The 13,936-nt window shown below is 47.4% G+C and carries 12 protein-coding genes and 1 pseudogene; 6 read left to right on the top strand and 7 right to left on the bottom strand.

Annotated features, from left to right (window positions below; translation table 11 throughout):
- Window positions 1-3: 3 nt before the first annotated feature.
- Window positions 4-933, top strand: a complete 930-nt coding sequence (locus tag JO375_RS13935) for a response regulator (protein ID WP_229525031.1) — start codon at window positions 4-6, stop codon at window positions 931-933.
- A 65-nt stretch (window positions 934-998) separates the two neighbouring features.
- Here JO375_RS13935 and JO375_RS13930 read toward each other — a convergent pair whose 3' ends face one another.
- The gene (locus tag JO375_RS13930; RefSeq protein WP_229525030.1) at window positions 999-1,514 is read right to left on the bottom strand and encodes a MarR family transcriptional regulator; all 516 of its coding nucleotides are present in this window, start codon (window positions 1,512-1,514) and stop codon (window positions 999-1,001) included.
- A 349-nt stretch (window positions 1,515-1,863) separates the two neighbouring features.
- Here JO375_RS13930 and JO375_RS13925 point away from each other — a divergent pair, with 349 nt between their 5' ends.
- Window positions 1,864-2,361 carry a DinB family protein gene (locus tag JO375_RS13925; protein ID WP_229525029.1) on the top strand — a complete coding sequence of 166 codons (498 nt, stop codon included), beginning with the start codon at window positions 1,864-1,866 and terminating at the stop codon, window positions 2,359-2,361.
- Window positions 2,362-2,423: 62 nt separating this feature from the next.
- Here JO375_RS13925 and JO375_RS13920 read toward each other — a convergent pair whose 3' ends face one another.
- The 3 genes from JO375_RS13920 to JO375_RS24555 form a co-directional block, all read right to left on the bottom strand.
- A complete protein-coding gene (locus JO375_RS13920) occupies window positions 2,424-3,128 on the bottom strand; it encodes an endonuclease/exonuclease/phosphatase family protein (RefSeq protein ID WP_229525099.1) in 705 nt (234 codons plus the stop codon).
- A 211-nt stretch (window positions 3,129-3,339) separates the two neighbouring features.
- Entirely contained in the window at window positions 3,340-3,519 is a 180-nt protein-coding gene (locus tag JO375_RS13910) for a hypothetical protein (RefSeq protein ID WP_229525028.1), read from the bottom strand.
- Between the two features lie 418 nt (window positions 3,520-3,937).
- The gene (locus JO375_RS24555) at window positions 3,938-4,066 is read right to left on the bottom strand and encodes a hypothetical protein (protein WP_267497697.1); all 129 of its coding nucleotides are present in this window, start codon (window positions 4,064-4,066) and stop codon (window positions 3,938-3,940) included.
- A 96-nt stretch (window positions 4,067-4,162) separates the two neighbouring features.
- Between JO375_RS24555 and JO375_RS13905 the strand changes: the two genes are divergently transcribed.
- From JO375_RS13905 to JO375_RS13895, 3 genes are all read left to right on the top strand, one after another.
- Entirely contained in the window at window positions 4,163-5,824 is a 1,662-nt protein-coding gene (locus JO375_RS13905; RefSeq protein WP_229525027.1) for an SWIM zinc finger family protein, read from the top strand.
- On the top strand, window positions 5,821-8,841 hold the full coding sequence (locus JO375_RS13900) for a DEAD/DEAH box helicase (RefSeq protein WP_229525026.1): 3,021 nt from the start codon (window positions 5,821-5,823) through the stop codon (window positions 8,839-8,841). The genes JO375_RS13905 and JO375_RS13900 overlap by 4 nt, the downstream gene beginning before the upstream one ends.
- 137 nt (window positions 8,842-8,978) lie before the next feature.
- Window positions 8,979-9,323 (top strand): hypothetical protein, encoded by a 345-nt coding sequence (locus tag JO375_RS13895; RefSeq protein ID WP_229525025.1) that lies wholly within the window; start codon window positions 8,979-8,981, stop codon window positions 9,321-9,323.
- A gap of 87 nt (window positions 9,324-9,410) precedes the next feature.
- On the opposite strand, the gene JO375_RS13890 is transcribed toward JO375_RS13895, so the two are convergent.
- Window positions 9,411-11,504, bottom strand: coding sequence for a pectate lyase family protein (locus JO375_RS13890; RefSeq protein WP_229525024.1), 2,094 nt, complete (start codon window positions 11,502-11,504; stop codon window positions 9,411-9,413).
- A 292-nt stretch (window positions 11,505-11,796) separates the two neighbouring features.
- Window positions 11,797-12,105, bottom strand: coding sequence for a hypothetical protein (locus JO375_RS13885; RefSeq protein WP_377529323.1), 309 nt, complete (start codon window positions 12,103-12,105; stop codon window positions 11,797-11,799).
- Here JO375_RS13885 and JO375_RS13880 point away from each other — a divergent pair.
- Window positions 12,090-13,116, top strand: a pseudogene (locus tag JO375_RS13880) (transcriptional regulator); the annotation flags it as partial. The gene JO375_RS13885 and the pseudogene JO375_RS13880 overlap by 16 nt on opposite strands.
- A 424-nt stretch (window positions 13,117-13,540) precedes the next feature.
- Here JO375_RS13880 and JO375_RS13875 read toward each other — a convergent pair.
- Complete coding sequence (locus JO375_RS13875; RefSeq protein ID WP_229525023.1) at window positions 13,541-13,879, bottom strand: hypothetical protein; 339 nt, start codon at window positions 13,877-13,879, stop codon at window positions 13,541-13,543.
- Between the last annotated feature and the right edge of the window lie 57 nt (window positions 13,880-13,936).

Below are 13,936 nucleotides of genomic sequence, written 5' to 3'. Positions count from 1 at the left end.
CAGATGCGTTTTTATATTGTGGATGATGATCAGGGAATTCGTTCTATGCTGGCAGACATTATTGAAGACGAAGGTCTAGGGGAGGTCGCCGGGGAAGCAGAGGACGGCTCCCATGTGAACAGCGGCTTGCTGGAACTGAACCGGATTGATATATTGCTGATTGATCTGCTGATGCCGCTTCGTGACGGCATTCAGACGGTGCGTGCGCTCGGAGATCAATTCAGAGGGAAAATCATTATGATCTCCCGGATTGAATCCAAAAACATGATCGGCGAGGCCTATTCCCTTGGCATTGAATACTACATTGCCAAGCCTTTGAACCGGCTGGAGATTATTGCGGTTATTCATAAGGTGGCCGAACGCCTGCGAATGCAGCAGTCGATTACAGATATCCAGCGCACACTGCAAGGGCTATCGATGTTCACTTCAAATAGTTCATCGGCAGCGATAGAACCGACCCGAAACATCGTGACTTCGGGACAGTTTTTGCTCTCCGAAATGGGAATGATCGGTGAGGCGGGAAGTATGGATTTGCTGGACATGCTTGAGTATCTGGACCAATATGAGGAGGAAACAGGCAATCTGTCCCCTTATCTGTTTCCGCCGCTAAAGGACATATTCGCCAATGTAGCGTTAAAACGGCTCGGGGACACGGCCTCTGCGGCAGAGCTAAGCAAGGAAATCAAGGCATCGGAGCAGCGAGTCCGCCGCGCCATTTTCCAGACGCTAAGCCATATCGTATCGCTCGGATTGACCGACTATACCCATCCCAAATTTGAGAATTATGCCTCCAAATTTTTTGATTTCACGGAAATTCGCAAAAAAATGCTGGAGCTGCAAAACAATGTGGAGCCTTCACTGTCCCAGGCCCGAATTAATACAAAAAAATTTGTGCAAGTGCTCTATACGGAAGCCAAGCGGCTATTACACTAAAAGAAATGCACCTGTATCCCCCTATCATGTGTCTATCACACAGGATTACACAGGTGCAATTCACTCTACATGTCCTTTGATTCCAGGCTCTTGTCCTGCCACTCCACGGCTTCCAGAAAACCAATGCCATCGGACAGCAGACGCTTTATGACTTCCAGTTCTTCAGAGCTGTAACGATTTAAAAATTGAATTAGCTGATGCTGCATCTTGGCATGCAGCCGCTCATGCACGAGAAAGAGCTTTTTCCCTGACGAGGTCAGCCGAAAATAAATTTCTTTTTTATTATCGTTAAGCTGGGTTCTGCGAATCCAGCCTTCCTTGAGCAGCTTGGCGCTGACTTTCGACACCGTACCTTTGCTGAGTTCTATCCGCTCGGCCAAGGTGGTAACATTAATCGGCTCATGTCTCCCGATGCAGTCAATGACGTGGACATCAGTGATATTAAGCGTAGCAATCCCGTCAAAGTGCTCATGGATTTCTTCAAGAAAGGACATGCTCCCTTTCTGCTGATGCTGCTCCAACTGGTGATTCATTTTAATTAGCAAATCATAGATATGCTGAATTGACGTAGCTCTTTCCATACAAACAGATGGTCACTCCTTTGACATCCTCCTCCTTTCATTATAACCCATGTTTCTTTCATCAATCACCTCTTAATCTATACATCACACTCCTTTATAGAAGTCATATTCCTCCACCTAATCATTTCTATATTAACATTCCATATCCATATAAAATCATATAAATCTATGATGCTTTGTTTCTATCGAAACAATTTTATTTTAGTCTAATTGATAATGATTATCAACTAGTTTTTAAATTCCTCGTCTCTCTAGCACGTTATTATTTTCATTTTTGAAAATTAAATTGTATAATTGTTAAATGAGTACAAACCAGATATAAGCTCTCTAATAGAAAGGACGATGATACATGTCAGATGCAAACCAACTCTTCAGTCAAGCCTTGGTTAAGTCGCTGGTCGGTGAACGCGGACATATTCGAGTGGCCCGCGCGTTACCGGATATCGATGCCGAGCTGGCAGGAAAGAAACATACAGAAATGCCTTACAGCATTTATCAATTGCTGAAGCACATGATCTACTGGCAACAATTTATGCTGGAGCATTTGGAAGGACGGAAGCCCCAGCTTCCGGGCAATGTCATGGAAAGCTGGCCTGAAGAAACCGGTCCGCAAAGCGAAGAGGCTTGGCAGGCCGCCATCCAACAATTTTTACAAGGCGTAGACCGGGCGGTACAGATTGCCGAAACCGCACAGCTCGATGATTCATTGGCCCATTTCCCCGGTGAAACAAAAGCGGGGATGCTGCGGAATATCGCTTCCCACAACTCCTACCATTTGGGTGAAATTGTGCTGCTGCGCCGTATTTATGGAGCTTGGCCGCCACCTGGAGGCGGCTTTCCCGCGTAACACAAACCTTAAAAAACAGGCCGCTTGCATAAGCAGGCAGCCTGTTTCCTTTTTGTGATGAACTATAGCTCCACTTCCACAGCAACCCCGAAATGATCGGATACAACCGCTCCCGTCTTCCCGTTCAGCACAACACGCGAAGTTTGAACCTGTGTGTGCCCTTCATCACGTACGGTTGCGTTCACAAAGGTATCCGCCCAACCGGATTGGAGCACATAGTCATACCCTTCGCCGCGCACTTCAGCCGCATTGTTGAAATCCCCCATCATGAACACAGGCGCCGGGGTCAAAGGATTCAATATTTTCGTGGTACGATCCCAGAGCTTACGAAAGGATTCCTCATCCTTCCACCAGTTGTAGTGTCCACTGACAAACCATGCCTGCTCTCCGTCCACCACGGTCTGAACACCCACAATTTTACTCGAGTGGTAGTTATTATAATCCCGCAGCGAGGATACATATTCATTCACCGAATCTGTAATCGGTGTCCTGGACAAAATCGCCAAACCTTCGTCGTATTTGACAAAACCAACATGTGCAGGAGCCCATGTCCAGTGATAGGCATCGGACAATAAGCCGTTCAGCACATAGGCATAGTTATCACGCTTAATGACGATTTCAGGATCAGCGCTATAGTAGAAGCCCAATTCGTCCGGGGACATAGGCGCTTCTTCCATGGACTGATTCACTTCCTGCAAAGCAATGACATCAAACTGCTGTTCATTTTCCTGACCGGAGCCGCCAACCTGGGCCTTCAGCCTGCGGATTGTATTGGTATAGAGGACGCACAGGCGGGAATTCAGGCGATCAAGGGCACCGGGATGTTCGCGGTTAGTGTAGGAGCACCTTCGCAAATGCAGGGTGCGGATATCGTGGTGGCCTCCACCGCCGAGCTTTCTTTAGGCGTGTTAAAGGAGCTTTTTTCCGGGGATAAAAAAGGGAGACGAATATAAAAAAATGACCTATCTTTGTGACAGGTCATTTTAACATTTTTATGACTTGAAGAACCTTCTCTTTGGTGTCCGGGTGATTATTCGCATATTCTGTGAAGGCTTCTTGCAAAATAGTTCTTTGATCTTTTTCGGTAACAAATGACCAGGTACGCAGCATTGTAGCGAACTCTTCTGGAAATCTAAAGGATAGCGCATTCCTTGCCAAAGTGATTACCTCCTATTCTTAATTGCTTGTGATAGAGCAGCCAGTGATATAACCAGGCCGACCACAGCGATAATAAGGGTAACAGTTTGCATCCTGATGCCTCCTTTATAGTTACTCGAATTAGTAAAATATAATTTACAAAATAATTTACAACGGAGAATGAAGAGGGTAAGATAAGCATAAGATGATAGGGTGCAGGAAGGGGATTGCTCCCCAACCTTGCTGATGACTCAAGCCTTCTTACGCTGCAACGTAAGGGGCTTTTTACTTACCCGGCGGTTATTTGTCTTAGCTGTCTGAAAATTCATCCAAGCAGCTGCGAGATTAACCAGTGCCGTGAGTAAAAGTACAATCGCGGTCCCCATCGTCTTAGGTTCTCCTTTCCGGAGTGCTTACTACACCATCTGTAAATATTTTACTATACATACATATTGCCATCAATACAAGATTCCCGCATCCTCACGCAACCATTGGAGCACATCCCGCCATTCATCGCCACAATTCCCTTCAACCGATTGCCCAGTGTGAGTGCAAGTGACATGGGCAAAATCGCTCCTCCTTCTCAATTTACGTGTGTAAACTGATATAATAGAAGAGTTAAGCTAACATCAAAAAGACTATTCTCTCTTAGGAGACAATGCATATGAAACCAGCCTATCTCATGGATGATATACAGTGGCAGCAGCTTATCCAAAACGTCGCTGACCATTTTAATGATGTAACGATCAAACGAGGCTTTCAATATTTCAAGCAAGGTAAGGTAAAGGAATTCGTCATGCCTGATGGCGAGCATATTGCGGCTGTGGTGGATGGAAGCGAGCTGTATGAGGTGGATTTCCACTTGAGCGCTTTTGCTGTCAGCAGATGCACGTGTCCGGTTCGCACTAACTGCAAGCATATGATCGCCGTATTGCTAAAATACGCGAACGAGCAGAAACGTCCCGTGCACGCGTTGTTGAATGCTCATTCAGCGGGCTTTACTCGGTTGGCTGCAAAAGCGGATACACGCACTGCACCTGCTTCTGCTTCCCGGCCAAACCTGGCAACAGATCACAGGGAAGCAGCCAGGAGCGCTCTCGGCAAAACAGCTAGCCGGCTAGCGGACATGCCCATTTCGGAGTGGCACGATCTGTTCGATCGGTGCATCGCTTTCAACCCTGTAAACACCCAAAACTCCCAATACGTCCAGCGTGCCCTGGCCTCGATCTATGCTGTGCAACCGCCGCTTGCGCCTGGCATGCAGCAGCTATTTGGATTGCACGCACATCTGCGTGTACTCGAAAAGCTGGTACCTCAGTCCCCCATGCCAGGCTACCCCGCTCATTCCTATATGGGGTATTACACGCAAATTGCCGCAGATGAACTTAAAGAAGCGATCGAGCGTGATTTGGAGGGGCCGCCCCCGCCAATGAATGAACCAAAGCAGGAAGCCCGCATGGCTGAGACATTGGCCTATTTGCGGCGAAAAATGCTGACAGAATCGCGGAACGGCACTTATTTTTCAGACGCGTATTATCGGTTCTGGCTGTACTGGGTGTATCCCGAACAGCAAAACCCTCGCATATATGCAGAGGAATTACAGCATCTACAGGCCGCCGAGGAGGAACTGGGTACGGCTTTGGCACGACTTCCCTGGATGCTGGCCCAAAGCTGGATGCACGTGTACCAATCGCAGGATGATCATGCCTGGACATTGCTCCAAGAAGCTGAACAGGCTTTTCCATTGAAAATCTCCTCAAATCAGCTGATCTTATTCTTACACGCGCTGCGTGAAGCCGGGGAATGGTCTCGGCTCAAGGATGGGCTACGGCATATCGGTCCCTTGCTTCACAGCCATCGGGACGATCATTTGCAGGACTATATACACGACTGGAATCTGGTCCTGCATCACCTTCCAGCAGCAGAGCCGGAAATGTGGGACACGTTGGTCAGCATGCTGCCTTTTGCCGGGGGAATGTATGAAGAAACACTGCTTGCCCATAAAAAATGGCGGCAATGGATCGACTATCAGCTAAGTATACGCAGCGAGCCGCTGAGCTTTCGCGTGAGCGTTTTGCAGCCCATTGAAAAGAACGCACCGGAGCTGCTGCTCCCCTTCTACCATCAGGCAGTAGAACGATATGTGCTGGAAAAAAACAGAGCCGGCTATAAAGCGGCGGTCAAGCTATTGAAACGGCTGTTCAAGCTATACAAGAAAATGAAGCAGGAGACGCGCTGGGAGCTGTTTTTCACCAGCTTCACCAGCCGCCACAGCCGCCTTCGGGCGCTTCAGGAGGAATTACGGAAAGGGAAATTGTTATCATGAGCCAATATACCGAAACGATCACGGTACACATCCGGTTAACCACCTATGGAGACGCGCTGATCTATGGCGATTCCTCCATGAATTACAGCATTTCCGGCCAAATATTAAAGCAGCGTTTGTTTGCTTGGCATGAAACTTCGTTTTATGGCACTGAGTTGGAGGTGCAGCACGTTCAGGGCACCGATGTTATCGTTCTTCCCTCCGATCAGGTGATTCCTTTTCTGGCCGAGGGCGAGCTGCTGGAGCATATCGAATGGACCTGGGACGAGGTTCATGCCCCTTGGCTGCGCTCCATCCCTCTGCTTGCCCGCTGCATTGAAGCAAAAGGCTATGTGCCCAGCTTCACCGCCTTTCAGGCAGGCAAGCTGCAATGGATTTGGGATGCGGAGTCACTGGAGATGCAGGAATCACGAGAATCATCAGATTCGTTATCAGCAAAAAAAGTGCTGAAAAGCCTAGAACTGACGAAGCTTACCCGGCTCCTCGACAGCCTGGAAAAGGAAGAGCGCGAAGGGGTGGCAGCAGCGTTCTCGGCCGCCGTGTTCCAGCGCTGGTACGGCACCGAAGCGGAAGCTGCCGATTTGCGAAGAGAGTACCCAAGCCTCTTCGCCCCGGGCCGCTCGGTAGCCGCAGGTCTCGATGCGCGGGCCTGGCTTGTGGCCATCGGCTGGAAAGCGGACACGGCGCCATTTCGCCCACTGCTACAATTGCTGGAGCCAGCACCGGAGGACGACGAGCCGACCTGGCAGCTCAAGCTGGTGCTGCAGGACAAGCAGGACGCGGCGCTGCTCGTGCCTGTACAGCTTGGCGCGGATGGATACGCGTCCGGCTCATGGCCCGACGCGTGGGCGACGCATGTACGCGAGCGCTCAGCCGGATGGCTGCAACGCTTGAGCGCGATTTTGCCAGCCGGGCTGTGCAGCGGAAGCCGCGCTGACGTGCTGAATCGCCCGCTCACGGATGAAGCGGCGTGGCAATTCCTGACGACCGACAGCCAGCGTCTGCTGGAAGGCGGCTGGCAGGTGCTGCTGCCGGCCTGGTGGGAGGCCGCTACCCGCAAAAAGCCGAAGCTGCGGGCCAAGGTTCGCCCAGGCGAAGGCGCAGGAGCGAGCACCAAGAGCGGCTCGCTGTTTGGACTGGACTCGATTGTCCAGTTCGATTGGCGTGTTGCCATTGGTGATGCTGATCTGAGCGAGTCCGAGTTCGCCGAGCTGGTGGCCCGCAATGAGCGCTTGGTGCGCTTCCGGGGGCAATGGATCGCGCTCGATCCCGCGCTGCTCGCCCAAATTCGCCGGGCGATGGCCGGGATCGACAGCAGTCAGGGCTTGTCCTTTCAGGACATTCTGCAGCTGCACCTGCTCGGCGATGGCGATGAGCCTGAAGGCGATAGCTCAGGCGAACAACCGGAGAATGCGGCACGCATCCGGCTGGAGGTCGAGCTGAACGCCCATCTGCTGAAGCTGATCAGCCAGCTCGGCAGACAGTCGGAGTGGCCTGCGTTGGACACGCCGGACGGACTGCAAGCCGAGCTGCGGACCTATCAGCGAGACGGCTATGCATGGCTTGCCTTTTTGCGCCGCTTTGGGCTGGGCGCTTGTCTGGCAGATGACATGGGACTTGGCAAAACGGTGCAGTTTATTGCCTATTTATTGCATCTGCAAGATATTGCGGCGGAGACGGGCACACGCTCCAGCTCCCTTCTGATTTGCCCGACCTCGGTGCTGGGCAACTGGCAGAAGGAGCTTGACCGGTTCGCCCCTTCATTGAAGGTCCTGCTGCACTATGGAAGCAAGCGGGATCAGGGAGAGTTGTTCCGCGAAGAAGCCGAGCAAGCCGATGTCGTCCTGACTTCCTTTGCCACTGCCGCCCTTGATCAAGAGCTGCTTCAAGGCATGACCTGGGACTCGATTTGCCTGGATGAAGCGCAAAACATTAAAAATGCACAGACCAAGCAATCCACAGCTGTTCGCAGCTTCCCTGCGCGTCATCGCATAGCACTGACCGGGACGCCTATTGAGAATCGGCTATCAGAGCTATGGTCCATCTATGATTTCATCAATCCCGGCTATCTGGGCAGCTTGCGCGCCTTTAGCAATCGGTTCATGAATGCCATCGAGAAAGAGCATAACGAGCAGCGAATGACCGATTTGCAAAAGCTGGTTCAGCCCTTCATGCTGCGGCGCAAAAAAAAGGACCCGGCTATACAGCTGGATTTGCCTGACAAGAACGAGATGAAAACCTACATTCATCTCACCTCCGAGCAGGGAGCGCTCTATGACCAGATTGTCAAAGAGCTGATGGAACGGATGCAAAAGCTGGAGGGCATTGAGCGGAAAGGAGCCATTTTATCCGCTCTGACCCAGCTAAAGCAGCTTTGTGATCACCCTGTTCTTTTGACCAAGGAAACAGCTTTGGAGGTCGCGAGTTCCGGATATAGCCCATCTGAGCTCGAAGCGCTTGTCAGTCGCTCTTCCAAGCTTGAGCGTATTCTGGCCATGGTTAAGGAACTGCGGGCGGAAGGCGAGCGCTGCCTTATTTTCACACAATATATTGGCATGGGCCAGATGCTTCAGCAGGTACTCGCGCAAGAGCTGCAAGAGCCTGTGCTTTACCTGAACGGCAGCACGTCCAAAACCGTACGCGACCGGATGATTGATCAATTCCAATCTCACGCACTGCCGCCCGAAGCGCAGCCGTCTGTATTTATTTTGTCACTCAAGGCTGGTGGTGTAGGGCTCAATCTGACAGCGGCCAACCACGTTTTTCACTTTGATCGCTGGTGGAATCCGGCCGTCGAAAATCAGGCCACAGACCGCGCTTACCGAATGGGACAAACGAAGGACGTTCAGGTGCATAAATTCATTGCGCTGGGCACGCTGGAAGAACGCATTGACGAAATGCTGGAGAGCAAGCAACAGCTTAGCGACCAGATCATTTCCAGCACCGAGGGCTGGATTACCGAGCTGTCGACAGACGCATTGAGAGAACTCTTCACGCTGCGGCGCGATTGGGCATGAGGAGGTCCCGCCTGCTCCGCTTCCATGCCATTTTGAGTTCGACATGTACCTATTTCTTTTAAAAGTAGTTCATAGCACAATCCAAAACTCCTTTGTATGCATCTACTATCTCATCACAACAAAGGAGTTGATTTGAAGTGGCCATTCGTCCTCCGCAAACACTGAAATCCACAGGCAGAAAGGTTCCTATTACGAGATATCGCAATGTAAGCCCGACACAAACCCTTCGCCGTTTTACAGTCATCTGGGCTAACACTAACGGTGTGCCTTTTAACACGACTGGATTCTTTGCTACACTCCGGCGTCTAGATGGAAGCTTTGTACAAGCTGCAAACTTCGACAGTTTTGGTACGGTCCGATTCAACAGAGTCCGCACACCTACGAACCAGGCTTTTACTCTGCGTACCTTTAGAGACGATGGAACGTTATTCCGGGTTAGATCGGTACCTGCTGGCGTATCCTCATTTGTTGTTATCGGCTAAGAACATACCGAACGCAGCCTAAATGCAGTTAACAAAAAAGCAGCCAGGAACAGAGCATATCTGTCCTGGCTGCTTATATATATTTATTTATTCGGAATCTTCCACTGCTTGCACAACTTTCGAAGCGGCTCCATTGTATGCTGTTTTGAGCCAGTTTTCTTTTGACCAGTTCAGCTTGCCTGCACCTGCTCCATCCTTGCCCTGCAATTGAGCAACCAGGTTTTCAGGGTTTTCGGCTGTATAGCTGTATGGCAGTTTTGTGAATCCATTCCAGGAGAAATCCTTTGCCGTCGCAGGATACGGAGCTAACGGACTGTTTGCTTCTTCGCTGCCTCCTCTGAATACGGTGCCTTTATCCGAGAAGATGACGTCCTCTGCTTTGATTTTACCTGTATATTCGGCTTTCTTAGCATCATTTTGATTATTGCGAATTGGAGAAAATACATCAATTAAATACGATTTTTCAAGCAGTACCGCGCCATTTTCGGTTGAAATCGCACCGTTGCCTACGACGTCAAAGTGGTATCCTTTGGCAGCAATCGCTTTTGCCATGTCAGGCGTAATTCTTGTTTTGGCTCTGGCCAATCCGGCATCGTCCATAACGATGTTATATACATGGGCATTACCACCACGCAGACGAGGCATGCGATCCTGAATATCCAGGTAGTAATTATGATGCAGCGTTACTTCCAGATCCGGATTGTCACCAGCCATTTCTGTAGCACCAATCAGATGAGCTTTCTTTTGTCCTGCTGCAATATCAATGATATCTTCTTTACTCATGCCTACTGCACTGCTTCTCAAATAAGCGTACATAGGGTAGGAAGATTTGTGAGCTTCCATAGCGTTGATTTGTTGGGTCACCCAGCTGTTGGAACTGCGGTCATCTCCTTTGAACAAAGACCAGGAAATCGTAACTCCGTTACTTCCTTTTTTCACATCTACCAAGCCATCATAGGCTTTGTTAAATGTACAATGGTCGATCCACACCTTGGAGCTTGTACCTTCAATGGTAATATAATCCCAGTCGTTCTTGTCATAGTTGCCTTTGGTTGCTTCATCCCACTCCCAAAGCTCGTCAAATTCGAGGTTGCGGAAAATCAAATTAGAGCAGTTTTTGATAACAAAGCCAGCATGTTTGATTTTAGCGCCGTTTGCCGAGAAAATCGTGATTCCATGCAAGTTCTCAAAATAGACTTTGCTCACACCTGTTTTCTTCAGAACAGGGTGTGTCTGTACAGGATTGTTGGCACCAAAAGGAATTACCTTGGCAGCACTAGGAATTTCATTCCAGCCGAGATCGAGATTGTTCATAATCTCAATAACCTTGACTTTGGTTCCTTTCTTCAGTGCTTCGTTGAGATCTACAGCGTTGTAGACCTTTTTGTAATTAGCATCGGTTTCTGCAATGTTTCCACCGCCTGTATTACCATACGAGAAGCCGGTCAAATTATAGTTGTTCTTAGAGGTTGCGTTATTATTCACACCAGGAGTTGGCTGATCTTTGCCTGGTACCGGGTTCACAGGTGATGTACCTGTATCCCCTTCCGGGGAGGTACCGGATACGATCACATTATCGAATTGAGCAGTTGTCTTGGAGGTTACCAAACCAATAGCTCCCGCAGTAAGACTGGCATCTGTTGCGGACAACTCCAGTTTATCATTGACGTACATCTTTATTTCCGAACCGGACAGTTCCAGCTTTACTCTGTACCAAGTATGGGTGTCCAGTTTGTAATTCTTTTTGGTAGCCAGTGTCTTCATGGAACCGTTTACGTTTTTACGAATTTCGAGAGCTCCGCCCTTCTTGTTGTACAACGAAGCTGCATAGAAGTTATCGGCATCTGTGTATCTGCCTGCGATATATACCCGATTGGAGCCGTTAAAATCATCTACATACACATCTGCTTGCACACTATAGTTCGTCCAGGAAGCATCGCCTTTAACAGAGCAGCCTTCACTTCGACCAGATTGCTGGTATGTGAAGCCATCCCCTCCCTTGACAACAGACCAATTCCCCGAATCTACTTTCCAGTCTTGAGCTTCACCTTGTTCAAAGTTATCACTCACCTGTAAATTTCCATCTGCATACGCATGACCTAGCAACGGTAACGATAGAGACAGCGCCAACGAACTGGTCAACATTACGTTTGCACATTTTTTCATCAAATTCGACTTCATGTAACATCCTCCTTATTAAATAATTATTTGAGTGTCAAACAGTCAAAAAACCTTCCATAGCTACATCACTGCATGTTCTAGCACTACCTCCCATAATTATAGACATATAAAAAAATATTAAAATATGCCTAATTACTTATCTTTTGTCTTAAATTCTCTATTAAATTTGCCATCCATTTTCGTGAACACACCAAGTGCAATTTCCTAAAATCACAAGAATCGCTATTTTTTCTATGGCCTCTATATTCCTGAAACACCCATTAAAGGTGTTTTATTCAAATCGGGATTATTCCTATAATAATTTTTTTAGCTGAGATATACGATCCTGTGACACGCCAAGCCATTCGGCGTATTCGCCCTGCTTGGCTTTTGGATGTTCACGCATGAGTTTCTGTAGACTTTCAACCATTTGTTGTGACGAAGACCGAATTCCTTTATTTTCTTTATGCGTAGGACCCTTAGCAACAGGAATGGGACTAACACCTACATTCCCCTTCAGGTCGAGTATACATTGCTTGCATAAAAGTGCACTTTTGAAATAGGTTAAATTATCAGCTAAATTGCACAAACACCACTGAATATTGACGGAAAATACACCCATTTTTACATCGCTGCGTGGAGCTTGAACGGTTGGATTGCTTACAGTGCGTTGTGAGTATGCTGCTAGACAATCCTATCTACACTCTTTCACTCTTTGAACTAGCTGAGGAATTGCTGCAAAAAGGATACCGGGACGCAGCTGCTTACCTTTATGAAAATGTAGCTGAGAGTGAAAGAAAGCAGCATTCAGAACGGCTTGCTGTATGTCAGTATCGGTTGTTCAGACTTCGAATAGGGAAAGATCAAGTCCAAAATCTACAAACGGCTGCTAGATTTGAACCTTTTGTCGATCGATTAGATGAAGTTGACCAACTGGATGCATTGAAAAACTTAGCAAACTTATATAGAGCGTCGAGTCAGTGAGATAAAGTATATAAATATGCACAGATGATGAGACATAGAGCAAAAATCAGCTATGGTATGAAACAAGAATCTCATAAAAAGCCTAGCAGACCGCTATTTGTATACATAGCTTACGCAGACTTGTTGTGTGCATATGCTTGTGATGCAAGGGGTGATTGCAACTATATTAAGGGTGGGCGAAAATTAATATTTACATAAACCGGCTCATGTCTGGAGACGTCAGTGTGCTTCCAGATTACGTAGAATATATATCAGGTGAACAAGAAATTTTCGCCGAGCTCTTGAATGTTGTTGACGCAGCCAATCGTTACAATTTAGATATTGACCACATTTTAAAGCGCTTTGAACCTCAAATTGCAGCGTATCAGGAACCATCATCTTCTGATACGTATGCACAGCAAGTTTTACCGGAAGAATACGTACGTTTTTGGCTAAATACAGTCTGAATAAAGGTAGATATCCATATGGTTTCAAATATTTAATAATTGCTTTTGAAAAAGCTGTTACAATGAACCATGTACTACTCATTTCCAATTGTGTTGGCCTGTTTGAGCGTTTCAAAGCCTATGCCACTCCTGAAATACTGGCTCACTATGAAATGTGGGAAAGAATTGACCAAAAAGATGGCTTTGTTCTAGATGGTAACTAGCTTTTTACTGGTTCATTACTATTGACCAGCTTTCATACTGGTCTTTTTTGTTTATTTTGCGATTTTTCAGCTAAAAAACGATCATGATGTATTTATTCATCACCTCCTAAAATGAGATTCACCAGGAGGTAGTGAAGGTATGAACATAGATGAAACTTTAACATTACATCAACAAATGGAAAGTGCCAGACAACGATTGCATGATCTCTTTATGAACAATATGGTTTCGGACATGCTTGCGGACATTGTAAAACTATTACTTCCCCCACATAACAATCATAATTATTCTATAAAATGATTTATCTGAGACTTATATACATTCTCATGTCATTAAATGTATATAAATTGGTTGAGATACAAACTTTGCATTCGCAGTAGTAGCCAGGCTGACTATGCTTGGAACGATTGCTCATAGTAAGCCTGATCAGTACCGGAAGGTCGGCCGCGCCAAGGTAACAAAAAAGCAGCTCCTGCATCGCCTGCAGATCAAACCTTTATTACCTTTTTCTTGCATTAGATTGTCATAATTGACATAATAGTAATAAACATCATCTCCAACATTAGTTGGATCTGTATATTTATAAACTTGTCCATTTTCAGATGTTATTTCATCTGTTTTTTCCCATTTTCCTGTTTCGGCTTGTATTGTAGAAGATAACGGGCTTGGTGCTTCACTTGCAGAAGCAAGCGCACCGTATGGTAGTAATAGAGCGGTCATTGCTGCCAATATTGCGGTTTTTGCCATTATTTTGATTGGTTTCATTGGATTTATCAAAAAAATTTAAGGTGGGTTATCGTTATGAGCGAATTTGAAAAAAAA

It is taken from the genome of Paenibacillus farraposensis, assembly GCF_020736845.1.
Lineage (GTDB): Bacteria > Bacillota > Bacilli > Paenibacillales > Paenibacillaceae > Paenibacillus > Paenibacillus farraposensis.
This window is presented reverse-complemented; position numbering and strand designations above follow the sequence as displayed.

What these genes read in the sequence shown, in the direction of transcription:
- JO375_RS13935 (WP_229525031.1), top strand. Translation starts at nt 4, where the DNA reads ATGCGTTTTTATATTGTGGATGATGATCAGGGAATTCGTTCTATGCTG.
- JO375_RS13930 (WP_229525030.1), bottom strand. Translation starts at nt 1,514, where the DNA reads ATGGAAAGAGCTACGTCAATTCAGCATATCTATGATTTGCTAATTAAA.
- JO375_RS13925 (WP_229525029.1), top strand. Translation starts at nt 1,864, where the DNA reads ATGTCAGATGCAAACCAACTCTTCAGTCAAGCCTTGGTTAAGTCGCTG.
- JO375_RS13905 (WP_229525027.1), top strand. Translation starts at nt 4,163, where the DNA reads ATGAAACCAGCCTATCTCATGGATGATATACAGTGGCAGCAGCTTATC.
- JO375_RS13900 (WP_229525026.1), top strand. Translation starts at nt 5,821, where the DNA reads ATGAGCCAATATACCGAAACGATCACGGTACACATCCGGTTAACCACC.
- JO375_RS13890 (WP_229525024.1), bottom strand. Translation starts at nt 11,504, where the DNA reads ATGAAGTCGAATTTGATGAAAAAATGTGCAAACGTAATGTTGACCAGT.
- JO375_RS13885 (WP_377529323.1), bottom strand. Translation starts at nt 12,105, where the DNA reads ATGGGTGTATTTTCCGTCAATATTCAGTGGTGTTTGTGCAATTTAGCT.
- JO375_RS13875 (WP_229525023.1), bottom strand. Translation starts at nt 13,879, where the DNA reads ATGAAACCAATCAAAATAATGGCAAAAACCGCAATATTGGCAGCAATG.